The 25131-nt window shown below is 52.4% G+C and carries 26 protein-coding genes; 14 read left to right on the forward strand and 12 right to left on the reverse strand.

All coding sequences use genetic code 11. The features are described 5' to 3' along the window. Window positions 1-3 precede the first annotated feature (3 nt). The 4 genes from appB to ACLD3P_RS06485 all read left to right on the forward strand — a co-directional run bounded on the left by appB (window position 4) and on the right by ACLD3P_RS06485 (window position 4837). The gene (gene appB / locus ACLD3P_RS06470) at window positions 4-1140 is read left to right on the forward strand and encodes a cytochrome d ubiquinol oxidase subunit II (RefSeq protein WP_000888110.1); all 1137 of its coding nucleotides are present in this window, start codon (window positions 4-6) and stop codon (window positions 1138-1140) included. Between the two features lie 12 nt (window positions 1141-1152). Then, window positions 1153-1242, forward strand: coding sequence for a cytochrome bd-II oxidase subunit CbdX (gene cbdX, locus ACLD3P_RS06475; protein ID WP_000270306.1), 90 nt, complete (start codon window positions 1153-1155; stop codon window positions 1240-1242). A gap of 394 nt (window positions 1243-1636) precedes the next feature. Beyond that, the gene (locus ACLD3P_RS06480; protein WP_001519734.1) at window positions 1637-2911 is read left to right on the forward strand and encodes a Glu/Leu/Phe/Val family dehydrogenase; all 1275 of its coding nucleotides are present in this window, start codon (window positions 1637-1639) and stop codon (window positions 2909-2911) included. A 213-nt stretch (window positions 2912-3124) separates the two neighbouring features. After that, window positions 3125-4837, forward strand: coding sequence for an alpha,alpha-trehalase (locus ACLD3P_RS06485; protein WP_131046291.1), 1713 nt, complete (start codon window positions 3125-3127; stop codon window positions 4835-4837). Between the two features lie 62 nt (window positions 4838-4899). Here the strand turns inward: ACLD3P_RS06485 and ACLD3P_RS06490 are convergent, their stop codons facing one another. Then, window positions 4900-5154 carry a GlsB/YeaQ/YmgE family stress response membrane protein gene (locus ACLD3P_RS06490; protein WP_000511323.1) on the reverse strand — a complete coding sequence of 85 codons (255 nt, stop codon included), beginning with the start codon at window positions 5152-5154 and terminating at the stop codon, window positions 4900-4902. Between the two features lie 168 nt (window positions 5155-5322). On the opposite strand from ACLD3P_RS06490, the gene ycgR reads away from it, so the two are divergent. Further along, a complete protein-coding gene (ycgR, locus tag ACLD3P_RS06495; protein WP_000017415.1) occupies window positions 5323-6057 on the forward strand; it encodes a flagellar brake protein YcgR in 735 nt (244 codons plus the stop codon). Window positions 6058-6070: 13 nt separating this feature from the next. On the opposite strand, the gene emtA is transcribed toward ycgR, so the two are convergent. Next, entirely contained in the window at window positions 6071-6682 is a 612-nt protein-coding gene (gene emtA, locus ACLD3P_RS06500) for a membrane-bound lytic murein transglycosylase EmtA (protein WP_000776974.1), read from the reverse strand. 170 nt (window positions 6683-6852) lie between these two features. Here emtA and ldcA point away from each other — a divergent pair, with 170 nt between their 5' ends. Continuing rightward, window positions 6853-7767: a muramoyltetrapeptide carboxypeptidase gene (ldcA, locus tag ACLD3P_RS06505; protein WP_080108490.1), complete on the forward strand. Its 915-nt coding sequence runs from the start codon at window positions 6853-6855 to the stop codon at window positions 7765-7767. Between the two features lie 96 nt (window positions 7768-7863). Continuing rightward, window positions 7864-9597, forward strand: coding sequence for a potassium/proton antiporter (locus ACLD3P_RS06510; protein WP_000338372.1), 1734 nt, complete (start codon window positions 7864-7866; stop codon window positions 9595-9597). Between the two features lie 61 nt (window positions 9598-9658). On the opposite strand, the gene dadX is transcribed toward ACLD3P_RS06510, so the two are convergent. Together dadX and ACLD3P_RS06520 are read right to left on the reverse strand one after the other, a co-directional pair. Then, window positions 9659-10729: a catabolic alanine racemase DadX gene (dadX, locus tag ACLD3P_RS06515; RefSeq protein ID WP_000197906.1), complete on the reverse strand. Its 1071-nt coding sequence runs from the start codon at window positions 10727-10729 to the stop codon at window positions 9659-9661. Between the two features lie 13 nt (window positions 10730-10742). Next, window positions 10743-12041 (reverse strand): D-amino acid dehydrogenase, encoded by a 1299-nt coding sequence (locus tag ACLD3P_RS06520; RefSeq protein ID WP_001266935.1) that lies wholly within the window; start codon window positions 12039-12041, stop codon window positions 10743-10745. A gap of 322 nt (window positions 12042-12363) precedes the next feature. Here ACLD3P_RS06520 and ACLD3P_RS06525 point away from each other — a divergent pair, with 322 nt between their 5' ends. After that, on the forward strand, window positions 12364-13896 hold the full coding sequence (locus tag ACLD3P_RS06525) for a SpoVR family protein (RefSeq protein WP_000190832.1): 1533 nt from the start codon (window positions 12364-12366) through the stop codon (window positions 13894-13896). 46 nt (window positions 13897-13942) lie between these two features. Here ACLD3P_RS06525 and fadR read toward each other — a convergent pair whose 3' ends face one another. Continuing rightward, the gene (gene fadR / locus ACLD3P_RS06530) at window positions 13943-14662 is read right to left on the reverse strand and encodes a fatty acid metabolism transcriptional regulator FadR (protein WP_000234826.1); all 720 of its coding nucleotides are present in this window, start codon (window positions 14660-14662) and stop codon (window positions 13943-13945) included. 219 nt (window positions 14663-14881) lie between these two features. Here fadR and nhaB point away from each other — a divergent pair, with 219 nt between their 5' ends. From nhaB to ACLD3P_RS06545, 3 genes are all read left to right on the forward strand, one after another. Beyond that, complete coding sequence (gene nhaB, locus ACLD3P_RS06535) at window positions 14882-16426, forward strand: Na(+)/H(+) antiporter NhaB (RefSeq protein ID WP_000406446.1); 1545 nt, start codon at window positions 14882-14884, stop codon at window positions 16424-16426. 141 nt (window positions 16427-16567) lie between these two features. After that, window positions 16568-17098: a disulfide bond formation protein DsbB gene (dsbB, locus tag ACLD3P_RS06540; RefSeq protein WP_411006463.1), complete on the forward strand. Its 531-nt coding sequence runs from the start codon at window positions 16568-16570 to the stop codon at window positions 17096-17098. Between the two features lie 109 nt (window positions 17099-17207). Further along, complete coding sequence (locus tag ACLD3P_RS06545; RefSeq protein ID WP_000018967.1) at window positions 17208-17549, forward strand: DUF1971 domain-containing protein; 342 nt, start codon at window positions 17208-17210, stop codon at window positions 17547-17549. 71 nt (window positions 17550-17620) lie between these two features. Here ACLD3P_RS06545 and ACLD3P_RS06550 read toward each other — a convergent pair whose 3' ends face one another. The 5 genes from ACLD3P_RS06550 to ACLD3P_RS06570 form a co-directional block, all read right to left on the reverse strand. Then, a complete protein-coding gene (locus tag ACLD3P_RS06550) occupies window positions 17621-17794 on the reverse strand; it encodes a GnsA/GnsB family addiction module toxin (RefSeq protein WP_001083582.1) in 174 nt (57 codons plus the stop codon). 193 nt (window positions 17795-17987) lie between these two features. Next, window positions 17988-18125 (reverse strand): hypothetical protein, encoded by a 138-nt coding sequence (locus ACLD3P_RS06555; protein ID WP_001519337.1) that lies wholly within the window; start codon window positions 18123-18125, stop codon window positions 17988-17990. 351 nt (window positions 18126-18476) lie between these two features. Next, window positions 18477-18923 carry a YcgN family cysteine cluster protein gene (locus ACLD3P_RS06560; protein WP_001285703.1) on the reverse strand — a complete coding sequence of 149 codons (447 nt, stop codon included), beginning with the start codon at window positions 18921-18923 and terminating at the stop codon, window positions 18477-18479. Between the two features lie 92 nt (window positions 18924-19015). Next, entirely contained in the window at window positions 19016-19675 is a 660-nt protein-coding gene (locus ACLD3P_RS06565; RefSeq protein WP_023196939.1) for a fumarylacetoacetate hydrolase family protein, read from the reverse strand. A gap of 49 nt (window positions 19676-19724) precedes the next feature. Further along, window positions 19725-20018, reverse strand: a complete 294-nt coding sequence (locus ACLD3P_RS06570) for a YcgL domain-containing protein (protein ID WP_023201420.1) — start codon at window positions 20016-20018, stop codon at window positions 19725-19727. A gap of 125 nt (window positions 20019-20143) precedes the next feature. Between ACLD3P_RS06570 and minC the strand changes: the two genes are divergently transcribed. From minC to minE, 3 genes are read left to right on the forward strand one after another with little or no spacing between them, the layout of a single operon-like run. Further along, window positions 20144-20851: a septum site-determining protein MinC gene (gene minC, locus ACLD3P_RS06575; RefSeq protein WP_000072527.1), complete on the forward strand. Its 708-nt coding sequence runs from the start codon at window positions 20144-20146 to the stop codon at window positions 20849-20851. A 23-nt stretch (window positions 20852-20874) separates the two neighbouring features. Then, complete coding sequence (gene minD, locus ACLD3P_RS06580; RefSeq protein ID WP_000101047.1) at window positions 20875-21687, forward strand: septum site-determining protein MinD; 813 nt, start codon at window positions 20875-20877, stop codon at window positions 21685-21687. 3 nt (window positions 21688-21690) lie between these two features. Further along, a complete protein-coding gene (minE, locus tag ACLD3P_RS06585; RefSeq protein ID WP_001185666.1) occupies window positions 21691-21957 on the forward strand; it encodes a cell division topological specificity factor MinE in 267 nt (88 codons plus the stop codon). Window positions 21958-22078: 121 nt separating this feature from the next. On the opposite strand, the gene rnd is transcribed toward minE, so the two are convergent. Both rnd and fadD read right to left on the reverse strand, forming a co-directional pair. Further along, window positions 22079-23206, reverse strand: a complete 1128-nt coding sequence (gene rnd, locus ACLD3P_RS06590) for a ribonuclease D (RefSeq protein ID WP_131046082.1) — start codon at window positions 23204-23206, stop codon at window positions 22079-22081. A 72-nt stretch (window positions 23207-23278) separates the two neighbouring features. After that, a complete protein-coding gene (fadD, locus tag ACLD3P_RS06595) occupies window positions 23279-24964 on the reverse strand; it encodes a long-chain-fatty-acid--CoA ligase FadD (RefSeq protein WP_080177726.1) in 1686 nt (561 codons plus the stop codon). Window positions 24965-25131: the final 167 nt, after the last annotated feature.

The following is a 25131-nucleotide window of genomic DNA, read 5'->3' on the forward strand; positions in this document are numbered from 1 at the left end:
ATCATGTTGGATTATGAAACGTTGCGGTTCATTTGGTGGCTGCTGATCGGCGTCATCCTGGTAGCATTTATGGTAACTGACGGGTTCGATATGGGTGTCGGTTGCCTGCTCCCGCTGATAGCGCGCAATGATGACGAACGCCGGGTATTGATCAATAGCGTGGGCGCCCACTGGGAAGGAAACCAGGTATGGTTGATTCTCGCGGGCGGGGCATTATTCGCCGCCTGGCCACGGGTCTATGCCGCCGCGTTTTCCGGTTTTTATGTGGCGATGATCCTGGTGCTGTGTGCCCTCTTCTTTCGCCCGCTGGCCTTTGATTATCGGGGTAAAATCGCCAATGCCCGCTGGCGCGCGCTGTGGGATACCGGGCTGGTTATCGGCAGCCTGGTGCCCCCAGTCGTATTCGGCATCGCGTTCGGCAACCTGTTTTTAGGCGTGCCGTTTGCCTTCACGCCGCAGCTTCATGTTGACTATTTTGGCACCTTCTGGCAGTTACTCTCGCCCTTTGCCCTACTGTGTGGATTATTGAGTCTGTCGTTGGTGATTATGCAAGGAGGCGTCTGGTTACAGTTGAAAACGGAGGGCGTTATTCGTCAACGGGCTCTATCGGCCACCCGCCACAGCGCGCTGCTGATCGTGATCTGCTTCCTGCTGGCCGGTTACTGGCTGTGGGCCGGCGTTGATGGCTTTGTCTTACTCACGCAAGATGCCAACGGCCCTTCCAACCCGCTCTTAAAAGGCGTGGCGATACTCCCTGGCGCATGGATGAACCACTTTATACGCTCGCCGCTACTGCTCATCATCCCGTTGCTCGGTATGATCCTGCCGATTCTGGCTTTCTATGCCTGCCTTCGCGGTCAGACTATTCGTGGATTTCTGTTCGCTTCCCTGACCCAGGCCTGCGTCATCTTTACCGCCGGCATAACGCTATTTCCTTTTGTGATGCCGTCGAGTGTTAGTCCTCTCTCCAGCCTGACGGTGTGGGACAGCACCTCCAGCCAGATGACGCTCGAAATCATGCTGGTGATTGTGCTGATTTTTCTGCCGATCGTACTGCTCTATACGCTATGGAGCTATTACAAAATGTTGGGGCGTATCAACCTGGAGACCCTTCGCCGCAACGATCATGAACTTTATTAGGGAGCGGGAGCGATGTGGTATTTACTGTGGTTTGTCGGCATTCTGCTGATGTGCTCACTGTCGACGCTGGTGCTGGTGTGGCTTGAGTCGCGTCAACAATAAAGAGGTAAACCGGGGTCAGCGCTGTCTGACTCCGGTTATTTTTATCTTTTTACGCGCCTGGTGAAGACGTTTCCCCGCCGACAGGACGACATAACATTGATACATGTCGTTATCATAATGTTTACTTTTAGAGGTGCGTCATAATTATGACAAATAGCCGCCTTGCACATATTACGCATATTTAAGCAATTAATTGCATAGTTAGCGATATATCACCTCTTATATCGGATAGTTAACCACTTCCCATCCAAAATCATAACGAAAATCCAACTGCCTGCCATTTTTGATCTGAGTTAATTGTTTAAAAAAGTGTTAAATTTATCGCTACATGGTGTGATCTACTATGTACCACGGTCAATTAAAGAACATATTACTTTTATCACTAAGGTTTATCATGGATAAGTTATCTTACGCTTCAGATAGCAGCACATCTGCCTGGAATACCTACCTGCAACAAATCGAGCGTGTGGCCCCTTATCTGGGCGAGTTATCCCCCTGGGTGGATACTCTGCGCCACCCAAAACGCGCTCTGATCGTCGATATTCCGGTACAAATGGATGATGGCACTATTCGTCATTTCGAAGGATATCGCGTGCAGCACAACCTCTCCCGAGGTCCGGGTAAAGGCGGTGTTCGCTACCATCCTGACGTTGATCTCAATGAAGTGATGGCCCTGTCAGCATGGATGACCATCAAATGTGCCGCGCTGAACCTGCCATACGGCGGCGCCAAAGGCGGCATCCGCGTCGATCCGTTCTCGCTGTCGGAAGGTGAACTGGAGCGTTTGACCCGCCGCTATACCAGCGAGATCGGCATTATCATCGGGCCGCAGAAAGATATTCCTGCGCCGGATGTCGGCACCAACGGTAAAGTGATGGCCTGGATGATGGATACGTATTCCATGAATCATGGCACGACGGTCACTGGCGTCGTCACCGGTAAGCCTATCCATCTTGGCGGTTCGCTGGGCCGTGAAAAAGCGACGGGACGCGGCGTTTTCGTCAGCGGGCTGGAAGCCGCGCGTCGGGCGAATATCGCCGTTGAAGGCGCTCGCGTTGCGGTTCAGGGTTTTGGTAACGTCGGCAGCGAAGCCGCGCGTCTGTTTGCAGGCGCTGGCGCCCGTGTCGTGGCGATTCAGGATCATACCGCAACGCTGTTTAACGCCACCGGTATTGACATGAAGGCGCTCACGGCATGGCAGACAGAACACAAACAGATAGCCGGTTTCCCGGGCGCGGAAACTATCGCCAGCGATGCGTTCTGGCGTCTGGAGATGGATATTCTGATCCCGGCGGCGCTTGAAGGCCAGATAACTCGTCAGCGCGCGGAAGCCCTGACGTGTAAGCTGGTGCTGGAAGGGGCTAACGGCCCGACCTATCCGGATGCTGATGATGTTCTGGCCAGCCGTGGTATCCTTGTGGTGCCTGACGTGGTCTGTAACGCAGGCGGCGTAACCGTCAGCTACTTCGAATGGGTACAAGATATGGCCAGCTTCTTCTGGAGCGAAGAAGAGATCAACGCGCGCATGGACAAAATCATGACCGACGCTATCGTCCATGTCTGGGAGAAAGCGACTGAGAAATCCTGCTCTCTGCGCACCGCAGCCTATATTGTCGCCTGTGAGCGCATTCTGTTGGCCCGTAAAGATCGCGGTATCTATCCGGGTTAAGGCGACAAATCATTACGCTAAAATCCACGTCCCGGCGTGGATTTTTTGTCTGTATCCCCCGTTTTCCACGCGCGCGCCGATAAATTCTGTCTCAATAAAATGTCTGTTTGTTCGCAAAATAGCGGTTCAATCACGCGTATCTGGTCATCGTAGACTAAGGTTTTGTCATGGTAAATGCCGTTGGCTTTGGCTCACCGCTAAGGAGATAACTTGATGATACCCCCAGAGATTCGCCGTTCTGTTCTACTGCAGAAAGCCATAAAACTGGCGCTGGCAGGGACGCTGCTGACGTTTGCATCGTTTTCGGCGACTGCCGCAGACCCGTCTTCCGACACTGAAACTCCGCAGCCGCCGGATATTTTGCTTGGCCCGCTTTTTAATGATGTCCAGAATGCAAAACTCTTCCCCGATCAGAAAACCTTTGCTGACGCCATACCTAATAGCGATCCGCTCATGATTCTTGCGGATTATCGTATGCAGCGGAACCAGTCCGGCTTCGATTTGCGTCATTTTGTTGATGTTAACTTCACCCTGCCGAAAGCGGGTGAAAAATATGTCCCGCCTGCCGGGCAGTCATTGCGTGAACATATTGATGGTCTGTGGCCGGTGCTGACCCGTTCAACTAAAAACGTCGAAAAGTGGGACTCGCTCTTGCCGTTGCCTGAATCCTATGTCGTGCCGGGTGGGCGATTCAGAGAGATTTACTACTGGGACAGCTACTTTACGATGCTGGGGCTGGCGGAAAGCGGGCACTGGGATAAAGTGGCGGATATGGTGGCGAACTTTGGTTACGAAATTGACGCCTGGGGGCATATTCCTAACGGCAACCGTACCTACTACCTGAGTCGTTCGCAGCCGCCTTTCTTTGCGTTTATGGTTGAGTTACTGGCGCAACATGAAGGTGACGATGCGCTGAAAGAATACCTGCCGCAACTGCAAAAAGAGTACGCCTACTGGATGGAGGGCGTTGAGACATTGCAGCCAGGGCAACAAAACCAACGCGTCGTCAAACTGGAAGACGGTAGCGTTCTCAACCGCTACTGGGACGATCGGGATACGCCCCGCCCTGAATCCTGGGTTGAAGATATCGCTACCGCCAAAAGCAACCCCAACCGCCCGGCAACGGAGATCTATCGGGACCTCCGCTCTGCCGCCGCCTCCGGCTGGGATTTCAGCTCCCGCTGGATGGATAATCCGCAGCAGCTCAATACCATTCGTACCACCACGATTGTCCCTGTCGATCTTAACGCTCTGCTGTATCAGCTGGAGAAAACCCTCGCCCGCGCCAGCGCTGCGGCGGGCGATCGGGCCAAAGCCTCGCAATATGACACGCTGGCCAACGCACGGCAAAAAGCCATTGAAATGCATCTGTGGAATAACAAAGAGGGTTGGTATGCCGACTACGATCTGCAGAACAATAAAATCCGTGACCAACTCACCGCTGCCGCGCTGTTCCCGCTCTATGTAAACGCCGCCGCGAAAGATCGCGCCGCGAAAGTGGCGGCGGCGGCCCAGGCGCATCTGCTACAGCCTGGCGGGCTGGCTACCACCTCGGTTAAAAGCGGACAGCAATGGGATGCGCCAAACGGCTGGGCGCCGTTACAATGGGTCGCTGCCGAAGGATTGCAAAATTATGGGCAGGATGACGTGGCAATGGAAGTCACCTGGCGCTTTTTAACCAATGTGCAGCACACCTACGATCGCGAGAAAAAACTGGTCGAAAAATATGACGTCAGCAGTACCGGAACCGGCGGTGGCGGCGGCGAATATCCCCTTCAGGACGGCTTTGGCTGGACCAACGGCGTGACGCTGAAAATGCTCGATCTGATTTGTCCGCAGGAAAAACCGTGCGATAGCGTACCGTCTACTCGTCCGGCATCGTTAAGCGCAACGCCGACAAAAACGCCGTCTGCAGCGACACAGTAACGCGTGTTTATAGTAGGTTGACCCGGCGCTGACCGGGTCAACGCTTAAACGTTTTGCAGCGGTTAGCCGCGTCGCAGAAGGCGGAAAATCACCAGCACCACAATCGCGCCCACCACGGCGACCAGGAAACTGTGCAGATTAAAGCCGCTGATACTGCCGCCAATACCAAACATCGTCGCCAGCCATCCGCCAACGACCGCCCCGACGATACCGAGAATACAGGTCAGGATAAATCCCCCACCATCGCGCCCCGGCATAAGCAATTTGGCGATAACGCCGGCAATCAAACCAAAAACAATCCAGGCGATAATTCCCATTTGCAAACCCTCTTTCCAGTAAAAACGCTTTAAGTATAGGCAAAGTCGAGCGTCGCATTTCTGAACACTGATTTATCTCGCGGACATAAAAATTTATTTATCGCTATTAAGTTCTTTCTACCGATGCCGATAACCCAACGATAGTCTGCGTATCAGGGGTTATTTCGTGTGAGTGGTTACAATGAGCAGTTCCTGAAAAAAAATCCATTAGCGATATTAGGCGTGCTACGGGATTTAAATAAAAATCAGGTTCCACTGCGTATTTCATGGGCGCATGGTCAATTCATCAGTAAAATTTTGGCGGTAGACCCGGAAAAACTCATCGTAGATTACGGCAGCCAGGAATACGAAAATAGCGCCGTATTACGTGCCGGGCAGGTAGCCATTATCGCAGAAACGCAGGGCGCAAAAGTCGAGTTCACGTTACCGCAACTCGTTACAGGTGAATATCAGCGGCTGCCGGCCTTTATCACGCCCCTGCCGTCGTCACTGTGGTTTGTCCAGCGCCGGGAGTATTTTCGTATTGGCGCGCCGCTGTATCCGCCTTATTACGGCGTCACCACGCTACCGGACACCCGTACGTTACGTTTTCGCCTGTTTGATCTTTCCCTGGGCGGCATGGGCGCGCTACTGGAATCCGCCATCCCCGACGGACTAATCGAAGGCGCACGCTTTTCGCAGGTTGAACTGAACATGGGGCCATGGGGGATTTTTCACGTTGACGCCCAGCTTATCTCCATCAGCGAGCGTAAGGTGATTGATGGGAAAAATGAAACGATCACCACTCCCCGCCTGAGCTTTCGTTTCCTTAACGTTAGCCCGGCGGTGGAGCGGGAGTTGCAGCGGATTATTTTTTCGCTTGAGCGCGAGGCCCGAGAAAGAGCGAATAAAGTGCGAGAATAATCTTCACGCTAAACTACATGGCGTCCAGCGCCTGCTGAAGCTTCCAGATATAGCGCGGCGCCTGCGGCGCGGGATGATTATCAACAACATGTTCAAAAAACTCGTCCGCATCCAGATCGTTAATTTTTTCTATCGCCTTCTTCCTGTCGGATGAAAAAGTACGCAATAACGCGCCTGCGCCGTTAGCATAAGAGACGACCAGCGCATATTGCATCACCTGCGGATCTTTGATGCCGGCCAGCGGCCCATTTTCCAGAATGCTCAGATACGCCGCGCCCATTGAGATGTTACGCTCAGGGTTTTTCAGCTCGCTGGTGGTCGGTTCGCCACGCCAGCCCATGCGACGGTAAACGTCGCGCCCGGAGGTCGACGCCTTTAACTGCATCAGGCCAATCGCATTGGATTTACTGACCGCGTTAGGGTTGCCGCCGGATTCAATGGCGATAATCGCGGTGATTAAATGCGGATCAACCCCCCATGCCGCCCCGGCTTTTTCACTGATGGGCATCCACTGCATCGCACGCTTTACAGGCACTTCGGCATTCCACGGCGGATTCCTGTAATCCTGTTTTGAGCTACAGCCAGCCAGTATTACTACCAAAAAAGCAAACCATCTTAATTTCACGTCATCTATCCTTATAGCCGTAACTTATCTGCCGAAGAGGTCATACCGCCCCGGCCAGGCACTTAGGTTGCCTCCCAGGTGCGCATCCAGAAACGTCGCACAACGAGGGACATCGCCTAATATATGCGGCATGATATACATTTGCATTCTATTGTCAGCAAGGAATTACCATGTCTCTGTTTCATTTAATCGCCCCCTCGGGCTACTGTATTAACCAACAGGCCGCGTTCCGCGGCGTTCAGCGCCTGACTGACGCGGGTCATCAGGTGGAGAATGACGAGGTGATTCGTCGCCGCTATCAGCGTTTTGCCGGTACGGACGCGGAACGGCTGGCCGATGTTAATTCGCTGGCCTCGCTAACTTCGCCGGATACGATCGTCATGCCGGTTCGCGGCGGCTATGGCGCCAGCCGCTTGCTGGATCGTATCGACTGGCAGGCGCTCGCCTCCCGGCAACAGCGCGATCCCTTACTGATTTGCGGTCATAGCGATTTTACGGCGATTCAGGCTGGACTCCTGGCGCAGGCCAATGTCATCACCTTTAGCGGTCCTATGCTGGCGGCAAATTTTGGCGCCGAAACGCTGAATACGTTCACCGAGCAACATTTCTGGCTGGCGCTACGCAAGGCGCAATTTACCGTAGAGTGGCAAGGCGACGGCCCTCAGTGCGACGTACAGGGCACCTTATGGGGCGGAAATCTGGCGATGTTGATTTCCCTTATCGGTACGCCCTGGATGCCGACTATCGATAAAGGAATTTTAGTGCTGGAAGATGTCAATGAGCATCCTTTCCGGGTGGAGCGTATGCTTTTGCAACTGGAGTACGCCGGAATTTTAAACCGCCAGAGCGCCATCGTTCTCGGCAGCTTTAGCGGCGCGGCGCCCAACGAGTATGACGCCGGCTATTCTCTGGAGAGCGTCTACGCGTTTTTACGTTCCCGTCTGTCCGTTCCGCTGATTACCGGTCTCGACTTCGGGCATGAACAGCGTACGGTAACGCTCCCTATCGGGGCAAACGCGACGCTTAAAAATACGCGCCAGGGGACTCAACTCACTTTATCTGGTCATCCTACGCTGCAATTGTAAAAAAAGTCCCCGACAGGCTAAGTAAAACGCTGCCCTGGCCGTTATTATGTTAATGTTAAATAATACGAAGTCGTGTGAGTCAGGAGATATAAAACGTTGGATGCTGCAACAATTATTAGTCTATTTATTTTAGGTTCCATCCTTGTAACCAGCAGTATCCTGTTAAGTTCATTCTCATCGCGACTGGGTATCCCGATTCTGGTCATTTTCCTCGCCATTGGGATGTTAGCGGGTGTGGATGGCATTGGCGGTATTCCTTTCGATAATTATCCTTTCGCTTATATGGTCAGTAACCTGGCGCTGGCGATTATTTTACTCGATGGCGGCATGCGCACCCAGGCCAGCTCTTTCCGGGTAGCGCTGGGCCCCGCGCTGTCGCTGGCGACGCTCGGCGTGCTGATCACGTCGGGGTTAACAGGTATGATGGCCGCCTGGCTGTTTCATCTGGATCTTATCGAAGGTCTGCTTATCGGCGCGATAGTCGGTTCCACTGACGCCGCAGCGGTCTTTTCTCTGCTTGGCGGCAAAGGGCTAAACGAACGTGTAGGCTCCACGCTGGAGATCGAATCGGGAAGTAACGACCCGATGGCCGTTTTTCTGACCATTACATTAATTGAGATGATCCAGAAACATGAAACCGGCCTGGACTGGATGTTTGCCATCCATATTATCCAACAGTTCGGTCTCGGTATTGTTTTTGGCCTGGGCGGCGGTTACCTGCTACAGCAGATGATCAACCGTATTTCTCTGCCCAGCGGCCTGTATCCGATGCTGGCGCTCAGCGGCGGTATTCTGATTTTTGCTTTGACGACCGCGCTTGAAGGCAGCGGCATTCTCGCGGTCTATCTGTGCGGATTCCTGTTAGGAAACCGCCCGATTCGCAACCGTTACGGCATCCTGCAAAACTTTGACGGACTAGCCTGGCTGGCGCAGATCGCCATGTTCCTGGTCCTGGGGCTGTTGGTGACGCCTTCCGATCTGTGGCCGATTGCCGTCCCTGCGCTTATTCTCTCTATCTGGATGATTTTCTTCGCCCGCCCCCTGTCGGTGTTTACCGGCCTGCTGCCATTTCGCGGCTTCAATCTTCGGGAGCGCATTTTCATCAGTTGGGTCGGACTGCGCGGCGCGGTGCCGATTATTCTCGCCGTTTTCCCGATGATGGCCGGGCTTGAAAACGCTCGCCTGTTCTTTAATGTCGCTTTCTTTGTGGTACTGGTGTCGCTGCTCCTGCAGGGAACATCGCTGTCATGGGCGGCGAAAAGAGCCAAAGTGGTCGTGCCTCCGGTTGGCTGGCCAGTATCGCGCGTGGGGCTTGACATCCATCCTGATAATCCGTGGGAGCAATTCATCTATCAGTTGAGCGCCGACAAATGGTGCGTCGGCGCGGCGTTGCGCGACCTGCATATGCCGAACGAAACCCGCATTGCCGCGCTATTTCGCAATAATGAACTGTTTCACCCCACGGGCAGTACTCGCCTGCAGGAAGGCGACGTACTCTGCGTGATTGGCCGGGAGCGCGATCTGCCAGCGCTGGGCAAATTGTTTAGCCAGTCGCCGCCGGTTTCGTTAGATCAGCGTTTCTTTGGGGATTTTATCCTCGAAGCGAATGCGAAATTCGCCGACGTGGCGCTTATCTACGGGCTGGAAGAAGGAACGGAATACCGGGATAAACAACAAACCCTGGGTGAAATCATACAGCAACTGCTGGGCGCTGCGCCGGTCGTCGGCGATCAGGTGGAGTTTGGCGGCATGATTTGGACGGTAGCTGAAAAAGAAGATAACGTGGTACGCAAGATTGGGGTACGCGTCGCCGAAGACGAAGCAGAATAAGGTCGCCGGACAACGTCGACCCGCCCCCGGTGGACCGGTCGACGCCTTAGCCTGAGTTAGGTTACGTTGTCACAAACGGCACGCGCGGCGCTACGGCGCACAGTAGCTCATAGCCCAGCGTGCCTGCCGCAGAAGCGACATCATCGACCTTAATTTCTTTGCCCCATAATTCAACCGGCGTGCCGATTCCCGCCTGCGGACACGGCGTCAAATCCACCGCCAGCATATCCATTGAAACGGTGCCTACTGTTCTGGTACGGATACCGTCCACCAGCACGGGCGTCCCGGTCGGCGCATGGCGTGGATAGCCATCGGCATAACCCGCCGCGACGATGCCAATGCGTTGTTCCTGAGTCACAGAATACCTTCCGCCATAGCCTACCCTTTCACCCACGCTCAACGTCTGCACGCCAATAATTTCGCTACTCAGCGTCATCACGGGTTTTAGTCCGGTATCGGCAATATCCCGCCACTGTCCTGACGGCGACGCGCCGTACAAAATAATGCCCGGCCTGACCCAGTCATAATGCGCCTGGGGATGCCACAGTGTCGCTGCCGAATTTGATAACGAGTATGCACACTGCAGGCCTTCTGTCGCCAGCGCAATACGTCTCATCGCCTCCCCGATACCTTCCGGATGATCGGCCTGAGCAAAATGTGACATCAGGGTCATTTCACCGACATTGCGCATTGCCCGCAATTGCTGCCAGACAGTCTGCGCCCGCTCAGGCTGAAAACCGAGTCGGTTCATGCCGCTGTTGACTTTGACATAGATATCCAGCGGCGCGTTAAGCCGCGCATTTTGCAGCGCTTTCAACTGCCAGTTACTGTGGATGCAGGTGGTCAGCCGATAAGTGTCATACGCCTCCAGGTCTTGCGCATGGAAAAACCCCTCCAGCATCAATATCGGCCCTTTCCACCCGCGCTCACGCAGGGTAATCGCCTCTTCAAGGTTGAGCATAGCGAAACCATCTGTGGCGCCCAGCGCGCTCCAGACGCGTTCAATACCGTGGCCGTAGGCGTTGGCTTTCACTACCGACCAGACGCGCGCCTCTGGGGCCGCCCGGCGCACAATAGCCAAATTTTGTTTCATTACCTGTAAATCAAGGCTGGCCTGTATAGGGCGGGTCATTTCACTTCCTTTATCAGTTATGCGCGCTATGCAAACGTTGCGGGCGGGTGGGCGTAAAATCGGAACGGTATCGCGCCACGCTCAGATCGTCGTAGGGTATCGCTGGCGTACGACCCGACAAGATATCGCTTAACAACTGGCCTGAACCGCAGGCCATCGTCCAGCCTAAGGTGCCGTGTCCAGTATTAAGCCACAGATTTTTATAACGGGTGCGTCCTACTACCGGCGTGCCGTCCGGCGTCATGGGGCGCAGGCCGGTCCAGAATGTGGCCTGCTCAATATGACCGCCGCGCGGAAAAAGATCGCGCACAACCATCTCCAGCGTCTCGCGGCGCGGTTGCAGTAAGTCGGTATTAAAGCCCACGATTTCCGCCATTCCCCCCACGCGAATACGCTTATCAAAACGCGTAATAGCGATTTTGTAGGTTTCATCAAGAATCGTCGATACCGGCGCGCCGTCTGGCTCGACGATTGGGATGGTTAATGAATAGCCTTTCAGCGGATACACCGGGATATCAACAATGCCTTTAAGCATCGCCGTCGAATACGATCCAAACGCCATGACATACGCATCTGCTTTAATGATCTCATCGGCGCATTTCACGCCGTAAATCTGATCATTTTCGTACAGTAATTTTTCCACGGGAGTATTAAAGCGAAAGGTTACGCCCGCCTGCTCCGCCATGCGCGCCAGACGCTGGGTAAAGAGCTGACAGTCCCCGGTTTCATCATTCGGTAAGCGCAGTCCGCCGGTTAATTTATGCGCAACCTCAGCCAGAGCGGGTTCAACTTCCGCCAGTCGGCTGGCTTCCAGGAGCTGATACGGCACCCCGGCATCTTCCAGCACGGCGATATCACGGGTGGCGTTCTCATACTGTTGCGCGGTGCGGAAGAGTTGCAGCGTTCCCCCCTGGCGGCCTTCATATTCGATACCGGTCGCGGCGCGTAGCGTTTTCAGGCAGTCGCGACTATATTCCGCCAGACGCACCATGCGGCCTTTATTTTCCATATAATGCCGGGTATCGCAGTTACGCAGCATTTGCCACATCCACTTCAGTTGAAACGGGGTGCCATCCAGACGCACCGCCAGCGGCGCATGGCGCTGGAACATCCATTTTATCGCCTTCAGCGGTACGCCAGGGGCCGCCCAGGGCGCCGCATATCCCGGTGAAATTTGTCCGGCATTCGCCGCGCTGGTTTCTTGCGCCGGGCCGGATTCGCGATCGATGACGGTGACATCATGCCCCGCCTGACTCAAATACCAGGCGCTGGTCACGCCAACTACGCCACTCCCCAGGATGACAACTCGCATAGCCACTCCGTTAATAGTAAAAGAACAATCTTCTGATTACATCTTGATAACCCAGATGAAAATATTATTCAACATATGACTTTTTTATGGTGACGTGCTTCACATATACCCTAAAGACAAGCGATCCCACTGGTTTGGGATCTCCTGCTACGCGGCATGGCTATACAGCATAAAATGATGCCAATACCCGTTTTTTTGCCGTTCAATGTGGAGGAAATCGCAAAGAAAAGTTTTCACGATCAAGTCGTTTTTTAACATGGTGTTCTATGCTTGAAAGGAGGCGCTCCATACAGAGAGCGTCGCCAACAATGAGGGTGCGCGAATGGCAACGATTGATTCCATGAACAAGGACACCACACGTTTGAGCGATGGACCCGACTGGACATTTGATCTGCTGGATGTCTATCTGGCAGAGATAGACCGCGTGGCGAAACTCTACCAACTGGATACTTACCCGCACCAAATTGAAGTCATCACTTCCGAACAGATGATGGACGCCTACTCCAGCGTCGGGATGCCGATCAACTATCCGCACTGGTCGTTTGGCAAAAAGTTCATTGAGACGGAACGTCTGTATAAGCATGGTCAACAAGGACTGGCTTATGAAATTGTGATCAACTCTAATCCCTGCATTGCCTACCTGATGGAAGAAAACACCATCACCATGCAGGCGCTGGTCATGGCGCACGCCTGTTACGGACACAACTCCTTTTTTAAAAATAATTATCTCTTCCGGAGCTGGACGGATGCCAGCTCTATCGTCGATTACCTGATTTTCGCCCGAAATTACATTACCCGCTGTGAAGAACGCTACGGAGTGGATGAAGTAGAAAAACTGCTCGACTCCTGCCACGCGCTGATGAATTACGGCGTCGATCGCTATAAGCGCCCGCAGAAAATCTCGTTGCAGGAAGAGAAAGCGCGACAAAAAAGCCGGGAAGAGTATCTACAAAGCCAGGTGAATATGCTGTGGCGCACGCTGCCAAAACGCGAGGAAGAAAAAACTGTCGCCGAAGCACGCCGCTTTCCCGCTGAACCGCAGGAAAACCTGCTCTATTTTATGGAGAAAAACGCCCCGTTGCTCGAGCCGTGGCAGCGCGAAATTCTGCGCATCGTGCGTAAAGTCAGCCAGTATTTTTATCCGCAGAAACAGACGCAGGTCATGAACGAGGGCTGGGCGACCTTCTGGCACTACACCATCCTGAACCATCTGTATGATGAAGGCAAAGTGACGGAACGCTTTATGCTGGAGTTTTTACACAGCCATACCAATGTCGTATTTCAGCCGCCCTATAATAGCCCCTGGTATAGCGGAATTAACCCCTATGCGCTCGGCTTTGCCATGTTCCAGGATATCAAACGTATTTGTCAGTCGCCCACGGATGAAGATAAATACTGGTTTCCGGATATTGCCGGTTCCGACTGGCTGGAAACGCTGCACTTCGCCATGCGCGATTTTAAAGATGAAAGCTTTATCAGTCAGTTCCTGTCGCCAAAAGTGATGCGTGATTTCCGTTTCTTCACGGTACTTGATGATGACAGGCATAATTATCTGGAGATCTCCGCCATTCATAACGAAGAAGGTTATCGGGAGATTCGATCAAAACTGTCGTCACAGTATAACCTGAGCAACCTGGAGCCGAATATTCAGGTCTGGAATGTGGATTTACGCGGCGACAGATCGCTGACGTTGCGTTATATCCCGCATAACCGCGCGCCGCTGGATAAAGGCCGCAAAGAGGTGCTGAAACATGTGCATCGGTTATGGGGCTTTGATGTGATGCTGGAGCAACAAAATGAGGATGGCAGCGTAGAACTGCTGGAGCGTTGTCCGCCGCGCATGAACACGCTGTAAACGAGATGCTGCCCGGTAGTGTTTGCGCTTACCGGGCATCGCGGGATTATCGTCCCTGAATCGCTAAATCGCCGGGCAGATTTTTCTGCATCCGATGCCAAATCTCGCCGCTGTCATGCCCGTAACGTCGCACCGTTTCATACACCTGGTCGTGCGCGCCCTGCTCGCATAACGACGATAATTTATGATAGAAACCCAGTGCCAGACTGCGCGCTTCCGGATTGGCGAAATAGTGGCGACCAATGCGGGTGTATAACCCTTTCATGCCGTTCAGGATCAAGCCGTAAATAGGATTGCCGGAGGCAAATGCCAGACCACGAAAGATGTTATAGTCCAGATCGGCGAATGCATCGGCATGGTCGGCCACTTCGTGGGCAGTGGCCAGCACTTCCTGCGCCTTATCCGGGTGTTGACGCAATGCGGTACGAATAAAGATAGTAGAAATATTGGTACGCACCGACAACAAATTGTCGATCAGTTGCGGAACGCTTTCATGATCAAGGCGGGCCAGCGTTTCAAGGATATTCAGCCCTGACGTTTCCCAAAAATTATTAACCTTTGTCGGTTTGCCATGCTGAATGGTCAGCCAGCCATCTCGCGCCAGCCGCTGTAACACCTCGCGTAATGTCGTGCGCGTCACGCCGATCAGTTCGGAGAGTTCTCGTTCTGCCGGTAAGATCGTGCCAGGAGGAAAGCGGTTATTCCAGATACTTTCAATAATATACTCTTCCGCGAAACCCGCCGGGCTCTGCGCCTTAATGACCATAGTGAGATTTCCATTACACAGCAAAACATAGTTGTACTCATCATACCAGACGGGCGTAACACCTGATAGCGGACGCAATGAAGAAAAAGGGGATCAAGGCACCATTTCTGATATCGCCTGCCAATATCGTTAAGGACTTGCTTGCATTCGTCGCGCTCGCTACTCTCTGTGTTTAAACATAAAAACGCTATTTCATTTTTCTAGGTAAGGAAAAATTTCATGGAGATCTCATGGGGTCGCGCCATGTGGCGCAACTTTTTAGGCCAGTCGCCCGACTGGTACAAACTGGCACTACTTGTCTTTTTAATTGTTAACCCATTTATTTTCTTAGCTAATCCCTTTGTTGCCGGTTGGCTGCTGGTGGCAGAGTTTATCTTCACCCTGGCGATGGCGTTAAAGTGTTACCCCCTGCTGCCCGGCGGGTTACTGGCCATTGAAGCCGTCATCATCGGCATGACCAGCGCCGCCCATGTACGTGAAGAGGTTGCCGCCAACCTGGAAGTCTTGCTGCTGCTGATGTTTATGGTGGCAGGCATCTACTTTATGAAGCAGTTATTGCTGTTTATTTTTACCCGTCTGTTACTCAGTATCCGCTCGAAGATGGTTCTGTCGCTGGCCTTTTGCGTCGCCGCCGCGTTCTTGTCGGCTTTCCTTGACGCGCTTACCGTCGTTGCGGTGGTGATCAGCGTCGCCGTCGGTTTTTACGGGATTTACCATCGTGTGGCCTCATCGCGCGGCGAAGAGAACGATATGCTGGACGACAGCCATATCGATCCGCATTACAAAACGGTGCTGGAGCAATTCCGCGGATTCTTGCGTAGTCTGATGATGCATGCAGGCGTGGGGACGGCGCTGGGCGGCGTCATGACCATGGTCGGGGAGCCGCAAAACCTGATCATCGCTAAAGCGGCTGGCTGGCATTTCGGCGACTTCTTTTTGCGGATGTCGCCTGTCACCGTCCCGGTACTGGTATGTGGACTGTTAACCTGTATGCTGGTCGAGAAAATGCGCTGGTTTGGCTATGGCGAAACGTTGCCCGAAAAAGTCCGTGACGTCTTGCAGCAATTCGACGATCAAAGCCGTAAGAAGCGCACCCGCCAGGATAAAATTAAACTAATAGTCCAGGCGGTTATTGGCGTCTGGCTGGTTACCGCCCTCGCCCTCCATCTCGCGGAGGTGGGACTGATTGGTCTGTCGGTCATTATTCTGGCCACCGCGTTAACGGGTGTAACCGATGAACACGCCATCGGCAAAGCGTTTACCGAGTCGCTGCCGTTTACTGCGCTGTTAACCGTTTTCTTCTCCATTGTGGCGGTTATTATCGATCAACATCTTTTCGCGCCGATTATTCAGTTCGTCTTGCAAGCCTCTGAACACGCGCAGCTAACGCTGTTCTATCTCTTTAACGGCCTGTTGTCTTCCATCTCAGATAACGTCTTTGTCGGCACCATTTATATCAACGAAGCGAAGGCGGCAATGGAAAACGGCGCAATCAGCTTAAAACAGTTTGAGCTGCTAGCTGTGGCCATCAATACCGGTACTAACCTGCCATCGGTAGCGACGCCAAATGGTCAGGCGGCATTCTTATTCCTGCTGACCTCCGCGCTGGCGCCGTTAATCCGTCTCTCCTATGGCCGTATGGTCTGGATGGCGTTACCGTACACTATCGTACTGACCCTGATAGGGCTACTGTGCGTCGAATTCACTCTTGCGCCGGCCACCGAATGGATGACTCAGGCAGGATGGTTAGCAACGCTTTCGTAACGTTTGGCCGGGCAATACACCGCCCGGCTCCGATTTTTGCCTGATAATTATCCAATTACACATTATTTCATTTCCCGCTAGTGGCGCACGAATTGAATTGGTTTACACTGCGGTCTCTACGCATGTTGCAGGGAAATTATTATGTTGCGATTTTTAAACCAGTGCTCACGGGGTCGGGGCGCATGGTTACTGATGGCGTTTACCGCCCTGGCGCTGGAAATGGTGGCGCTGTGGTTCCAGCACGTCATGTTACTTAAACCTTGCGTGCTATGTATTTACGAACGTTGCGCCCTGTTTGGCGTGATGGGCGCGGGTCTGGTTGGCACAATAGCGCCGAAAACGCCGCTGCGATACGTGGCAATGGTTATCTGGATTTACAGCGCCTGGCGGGGTCTACAACTGGCGTATGAACATACGATGATTCAGTTGCATCCCTCGCCGTTCATGACCTGTGACTTTATGGCGCGCTTTCCAGACTGGTTGCCGTTGGGTAAATTGCTGCCGCAGGTGTTTGTGGCATCCGGTGATTGCGCCGAGCGCCAGTGGTCGTTTTTAACGCTGGAGATGCCGCAATGGCTGTTGGGGATCTTTGCCGCTTATCTTGTAGTGGCGATAGCCGTCGTCATAGCCCAGGCATTTAAGCCTAAAAAACGCGACCTGTTCGGTCGTTGATACACACGCTCCTTCGGGAGCGTTTTTTTTTGCCCGAAGCGTTGTTTGCCAGTGATTAAAAGATGTATATTAAATGCATCTTTTAATCACCACATCAGGGAGATGTCTTATGTCCCACTTACGCATCCCGGCAAACTGGAAAGTTAAACGCTCTACCCCCTTTTTCACCAAAGAGAATGTTCCGGCGGCACTGCTCTCTCATCACAACACAGCGGCAGGTGTTTTCGGACAACTCTGCGTGATGGAAGGCACCGTGACCTACTATGGTTTTGCGAATGAAACCGCGACAGAACCAGAAGTGAAAGTGGTGATTAATGCCGGGCAATTCGCCACCAGTCCGCCGCAATACTGGCATCGGGTAGAGCTGAGCGATGATGCGCGGTTCAACATTCATTTTTGGGTAGAGGAAGACCATCAGGGCGAGGAAATGTATCAACAGAAAAAAGCCTGACATCGGTAAACCAGTCACCACTGGGCGGCGTCCCGCCCAGTAGCCAGGTGATTAATGGCGCTAATTAAACGCTAGAGTAGTTTAATTTTAACGTGGTATCCCTCAAGCCCTTTCATCGTTTCTCGCGGCGCGAACTCTATTTCGGAAACCTCTTGCCCGGTTTTCTTCCGTAGTTCGGCAACCTTTTTGCTAATGAGTGCCGCGATTTCCTCTTCTGCTTTATGTGTCAACTCTTCGCTGTTCATTGATTTTCTCCTTTGAACTCGCAAACGGCTAAGCGCAAATAAGACAGTGTCGTCATGGACGCGCTACTATTTTAACGTACAAAAAATTATAGGCTATCTTTCTGAGAGTTATCAGGATGTTTCACTTTGAAAGATGCAAAAAAACCGCCTGGCACAGGAGCTGCATCAGGCGGTTGGTTAATAGCACAAGTCGCTATCTACGAGGATCTTCAACCTCATTCTGGGTATCCGGGTCGAGAGGATCGTCTCCCTCTGGCGTATCCGGAATATTTTCACCAGGAAGCGGCTCATCCTCTGGTAATGGATCGACTAAATCAGGACGTTCAGACATAAAGCCTCCAACGAACCATAGTTATTAAAGATACCCTACAGCACTACTTTTGGTTTTTCTTTGGATTTTTTCCTTCGTCTTCGGGTGTCTTATCAGGCTTCCTGGGCTGATCCTTTGAAACGCGCAACGGTTGGTTATTCATGGGGTAACTCCTCAGGATAGGCAGCGATATACTGCTTTGAAAGTATAGAGTCGCCGCCATACGTGCGCGAGCGCAGCGACAAGGCGCGTCAGGGAAGAATAGAAGGCGGTGATAACGCCAGGTGACGGAATTTGCACGCAATTCCTGATTTCAGGGGTCGCCCGGCGTAAATTAAAGAATTGTAAACAATCAGCCGTTTTGCCGAAGACTTATTCTGCCCACGACGGTTTATTTAAAATATGATCCTGCCAGTCCCGTACTTCAGATTCTTTAACCGCGATATGACGGACAGAAATTCGCTCGCCATGCATAGCGGCTTTCGATCCAGTCAGCAGCGGATGCCACGTCGGCAAGGGCTTACCTTCCGCCAACAAACGGTAGGCGCAGGTCATCGGCAACCATTCAAAGTCTGGCAAATTTTCGCGAGTGAGTTTGATACAGTCGGGTTCAAATTCAAAACGGCGCTCATAATGGCGGCACTGGCACGTTTTGATATTTAATTGCCTGCACGCCACGTTGGTGAAGTAGATTTCATCTGTATCTTCATCCATCAGCTTATGCAGGCAGCATTGACCGCAGCCATCGCACAACGACTCCCACTCGGCATCGGTCATTTCATCCAGGGTTTTACGTTGCCAGAAAGGTGTATCGCTCATTAAAGTATCCGCCATTGCACTAAAGCTGCACCTTATAACCAGTCTGGCCTGCAGATGCAAGTTTTACCGCCGCTGAAGGCGGCAAGCAGATTTTACAGAACGCGGGTAGACAACGTTTCGCCATTAAAACGAATGTCCAGCTCATCGCCGCTTAATAATGGCCCCACGCCTGCCGGCGTACCGGTTAGCACCACGTCCCCGGCTTTGAGCGTAAAATAGCGGCTCATATAGGCGATAAGAGGCACAATAGGATGAATCATATCCGCGGTCGACCCTTGCTGGCGAACCTCGCCATTAACGTTAAGTCCGATAAGCGTATTTTGCGGATCGCCGCAGAAGGCCGCGACAGGGATGAAGCCTGAAATCGGACATGCGTTATCAAAACCTTTGGCTTTTTCCCAGGGCTGTCCGGCCTTTTTCATTTTCCCTTGAATATCGCGCAGGGTTAAATCAAGCGCCACGCCATAACCGGCTATCGCTTTACGTACATGATCTTCGGTCGCCTGGCGGAGCGTTGCGCCAATCAGCACAGCAAGCTCAACTTCATGATGAACAGCGCCCATATCCGCCGGAATCGCCAGCGGCTGGCGAATATCACACAATGCGGTTTCCGGCTTGATAAAAAGCACGGGTTCTTCCGGCGTCGCGCTGCCCATCTCCTTGATGTGATTTGCGTAATTACTGCCCACGCAGACCACTTTACTTACCGGGTAATCAAGCAAGGCGCCTTGCCAGTTACGATGTTGATACATATTTTCCCCTAAGATCATGATGGAATTCAGGCGCGGCGCCGAATACCGTTTAACGGTCAGCGGGCGACGTATTTTGTCCCAGCGAAGAAAGATGTTGTTTCAGCAAATCTTCCGGCGGCGGCGGCAATTGTAAATAATAGCCCTGCTCGCTTAACGCCTGTTTTACTTTTTCGAGCTCGGCATTGACTAATTTTTTACGTCCATCAAGCGGCAGCATCATCGCTAACTGCGGCTGACCGAATCCTTTCATCAACGCTTCAGGCACCCGCGAAAAATCGTCTTTTTTTTCGACATACAAATAGGTTTGATCGCGCTTGCTACTTCTATAGATCACACAAAACATACTTTTACTCTGAATTAACGGGATGGTGACTTGCCTCAATATAATACTGACTATAACATGCCTTCTGGACTTCGGAATATCACTCCGTATCGGAGATGATAAATAGCAAATTGAGTAAGGCCAGGATGTCAAACACGCCAATCGAGCTTAAAGGCAGTAGCTTCACCTTATCAGTGGTTCATTTGCATGAAGCGGAACCAGAGGTTATTCGTCAGGCGTTAGAAGACAAAATAGCGCAGGCTCCTGCGTTTTTAAAACACGCCCCTGTCGTTATTAACGTTAGCGGTCTTGAAAGCCCGGTAAACTGGCCGGAACTGCATAAGATCGTGACCTCAACCGGCTTACGCATTATCGGCGTGAGCGGCTGTAAAGACGCCAGCCTGAAAGTAGAAATCGATCGGATGGGTCTTCCTTTACTGACTGAAGGTAAAGAGAAAGCGGTTCGGCCTGCGCCCGTTGAGCCGGCAACGCCCAGCGAGCCGCCGCAAAACGCTAATCCCATCACAAAAACGCGATTAATTGATGTTCCGGTTCGTTCCGGTCAGCGCATTTATGCTCCACAATGTGATCTGATTGTTACAAGTCACGTCAGCGCTGGCGCAGAACTTATCGCTGACGGCAATATCCATGTCTATGGCATGATGAGAGGTCGCGCGCTGGCAGGGGCGAGCGGCGATCGGGAAGCGCAAATTTTTTGTACCCATCTGACGGCAGAACTGGTCTCTATCGCAGGTGTTTACTGGCTGAGTGATAAAATCCCGGCAGAATTTTATGGCAAAGCGGCGCGCCTGCGTTTAGCAGACAACGCTTTGACAGTTCAACCGTTGAATTGATCCCTTTTTAACAAGGAATTTTTATGGCACGCATTATTGTTGTTACTTCGGGTAAAGGGGGCGTTGGCAAGACCACCTCCAGCGCGGCCATCGCTACAGGTTTGGCCCAGAAGGGAAAGAAAACTGTCGTCATTGATTTTGATATCGGACTGCGTAACCTCGATCTGATTATGGGGTGCGAACGTCGTGTCGTTTACGATTTTGTAAACGTCATTCAGGGCGATGCGACACTGAATCAGGCGCTGATCAAAGATAAGCGTACTGAAAATCTCTTCATTCTTCCGGCGTCGCAGACCCGGGATAAAGACGCGCTAACGCGCGAAGGCGTCGCTAAGGTACTGGACTCACTGAAAGCAATGGACTTTGAGTTCATCGTTTGCGACTCGCCGGCGGGTATCGAAACCGGGGCGCTGATGGCGCTCTATTTTGCCGATGAAGCGATCATTACGACCAACCCGGAAGTCTCTTCTGTCCGTGACTCGGACCGTATTCTGGGTATTCTGGCATCGAAATCTCGTCGCGCAGAAAATGGCGAAGAACCGATTAAAGAACATCTCCTGTTGACGCGCTACAATCCAGGCCGCGTCAATAAAGGCGACATGCTCAGCATGGAAGATGTACTGGAGATTCTGCGTATTAAACTCGTCGGGGTGATCCCGGAAGATCAATCCGTACTGCGCGCATCGAACCAGGGCGAACCGGTGATTCTTGACGCCACTGCGGATGCGGGTAAAGCCTATGCAGATACCGTAGATCGTCTGTTGGGAGAAGAACGTCCTTTCCGCTTCATTGAAGAAGAGAAGAAAGGTTTCCTCAAACGCCTGTTCGGAGGATAAATTATGGCATTACTGGATTTTTTTCTCTCGCGGAAAAAGAGTACCGCTAATATTGCAAAAGAGCGGTTGCAAATCATTGTCGCGGAACGTCGCCGTAGCGATGCCGAACCGCATTATTTACCGCAGTTACGTAAAGATATTCTTGAGGTCATTTGTAAATACGTACAAATCGATCCGGAAATGGTTACCGTCCAGCTTGAGCAAAAAGATGGTGATATCTCCATCCTTGAACTTAACGTAACGCTGCCGGAAGCCGAAGAGTCAAAATAAGCTCTTTTATGGGAAAATTCCTGGATTAAAAAAGGCAGAAGAATCTGCCTTTTTTATTTTTTTACATTATTCCGAATACGGACATTTATTTCACTGGCCGTTTTCCCGGCAATTACCGTCGTTAACGCGGATACTCCAGCAACAGAAGAGTTAACTTCTCCGCCATCAGTTCGGCGCGCCAGCCGGAAATCAATTCCGGTTGCCCATTTTGCGGTTTTAATTTCCAGTGCCAGTTAAGCAACTGATTAATCTGCCGACGCGATGCCAGTAGCTCGCCGCTGACGTGATGCGACGCGCTCACCTCCGCCACCAGCGCTTTGATGGCCTTAAACGCTTTGCGATAGCCCGGCATGTCCATCAGATTCAACAGGGGTTCCGGCAATGCCTCTTCCGGTAACGCCTGTGCTTTCGCCACCAGCGATATCAACGTCTTGCCGTGAAAACGAATCTCGCTGCCGGAAAGCCCCAGGCTATCCAGCTCACCGAGACTGCCCGGCATATAACGCGCGACCGCCCACAGGTTTTCTTCACGCACAACAAAGTTCACCGCCATATCGCGCTCACGCGCCTTACGCAGCCGCCAGTCAGCTAAAAGTTGCAGACAGGCTAACTGGCGGGTACGCAGTTGCCAGGCATTAGTGATATCCCGCCATGCTTCTTCCGGCGCCTGAATCTCCTGACGACGCTGCTGCATCAATCGGCATTCATCAAGCGCGGCAGGCAGCCATCCTGCGGCTTCAGTTTCAATCATCAGCTTTTTGGCGATCGGTAACAGATACCAGACATCCGCCGCCGCGTATACACACTGACGTTCGCTTAAAGGCCGGGCTAACCAGTCGGTACGAGACTCGCTTTTATCCAGCGCCACGCCCGTATACTCTTCTACCATCGCCGCAAACCCCCACGACAGCGGACGCCCGCAAAACGCCGCCAGAATTTGCGTATCAATCAGGGGCTCCGGCAGTTCGCCAAACGCATTCAGAAATACTTCCAGATCTTCGCTACCCGCGTGCAGAAATTTGGTGATTCCCGTATCGCGCAACACCGCTTTTAACGGCGACCAGTCGCTGATGCCGAGCGGATCGATCAGGGCGACATTTGCCCCGTCAAATAACTGGATCAATCCTAACTGCGGGTAATAGGTGCGGGTACGGACAAATTCCGTATCTAAAGCAATAGCCGGACATGCGCGGACAGCCTCACACAGGCTCGCCAGCGCATCGTCCGTTTCAATCATTTGGTAATTCAAATCGTGTTCTCTTTGGTTCGCGCCAAAAAAAACGCCGGCTTAACCGGCGTCTCTCGTTAGCTGACTTAACGCTCAGGCTTTATTGTCTACTTTGCCACGGGCTTCGTCACGCAGTTCTCGTCGTAAAATTTTCCCAACGTTAGATTTTGGTAATTCCTCGCGAAACTCTACCTGTTTGGGCACCTTATATCCGGTCAGATGGCGACGGCAGAAGGTGATCAACGCATCGTCAGTCAATGCCGGATCTTTCTTAACCACAAAAAGCTTCACCGCTTCGCCGCTACTACCGGAAGGCACGCCAACCGCCGCGACTTCCTGCACGCCAGAATGCTGCATCACCACATCTTCAATTTCGTTTGGATAAACGTTGAAACCAGAAACCAGAATCATATCTTTCTTACGATCGACAATCCGCAGAAAGCCGTCTTCATCCATAACCGCAATATCGCCCGTATGCAGCCAGCCATCTTTAATGATTTCATCCGTCGCGTCAGGACGCTGCCAGTATCCCAGCATAACCTGCGGGCCTTTCACGCAAAGCTCTCCGGCCTCACCCGGCGCGACTTCATTGTCATCGTCATCCACCAGTTTGGCTTCTGTTGACGGTACTGGCAGGCCGATACTGCCGCTGTGATAATCAATATCATGCGGGTTGACGCTCACCAGCGGGGCGCACTCGGTCAGCCCGTAGCCTTCCAGCAGGTATTGCCCGGTCAGCTTTACCCAACGTTCCGCAACGACGTTTTGCACCGGCATCCCGCCGCCGGCTGACAGATGCAGCGAAGAAAAATCCAGCTGTTGAAACTCTTTATTATTGAGCAAGGCGTTGAATAGCGTATTAACGCCAGTCATCGCCGTAAATGGATATTTCGCCAGCTCCTTGACCAGGCCGGGGATATCACGCGGATTGGTAATCAGCAGGTTTTGCCCACCCAGCTCGATAAAAAGCAGACAGTTCATGGTTAAGGCAAAAATGTGATACAGCGGCAGCGCGGTCACTACCAGCTCTTTCCCCGGGTGCAGCAGCGGCCCATAGGTCGCTTTCACCTGCTCCAGATTCGCCAGCATATTGCGGTGGGTCAACATCGCGCCTTTCGCCACGCCCGTCGTACCGCCGGTATATTGCAGGAAAGCCAGATCTCCAGCGACAACCTCGGGTTTGACATACTGCATACGGTAGCCATGCTGTAGCGCGCTGCGAAACGAGATCGCATCTGGCAAGTGGTATTTTGGCACCAGACGCTTGATGTATTTCACGACAAAGTTAACAACCGTACCTTTGGCGGTAGAAAGCTGGTCGCCCATCCGCGTCAGAATAACGTGCTGTACCGACGTTTTCTCGACCACTTTTTCCAGCGTATGGGCAAAGTTAGAAACAATAATGATTGCCGCCGCGCCGCTATCGTTAAGCTGATGCTCAAGTTCGCGCGGCGTGTAAAGCGGGTTAACGTTCACCACAATCATGCCGGCGCGTAAAATACCAAATAGCGCGACAGGATACTGCAACAGGTTTGGCATCATCAGCGCCACACGGTCGCCTTTTTTGAGTCCCAGCCCTTGTTGTAAATAAGCCGCAAATGCCCGACTACGTTCTTCTAATTTGCGGAAGGTCATTACCTCCCCCATATTGACGAACGCAGGCTGATCGGCATAGCGCGTCGCCGCATGTTCAAACAGTTCAACCAGGGATTGATAACGGTCAGGGTTGATCTCCGCCGGAACATCAGCAGGATAACGGTTAAGCCAAACCTTCTTCAATGCATCACCTCTAAAATGAGTGTTCGTCGTCATCACAACCCCAGTTAATAAACAAGTCGTTAACATTATATTAACTCAGCGTACCAGTTTATTAATTACACAACTGAAAGGTTGCGAAGCGCGTCACTATTTATTTTTATTATGTCTCTATGAATGCAGAAACAGCG

The sequence above is a fragment of the Salmonella sp. 741265073_HBA genome (genome assembly GCF_046569105.1).
In the GTDB taxonomy this organism is placed as follows: domain Bacteria; phylum Pseudomonadota; class Gammaproteobacteria; order Enterobacterales; family Enterobacteriaceae; genus Salmonella; species Salmonella enterica.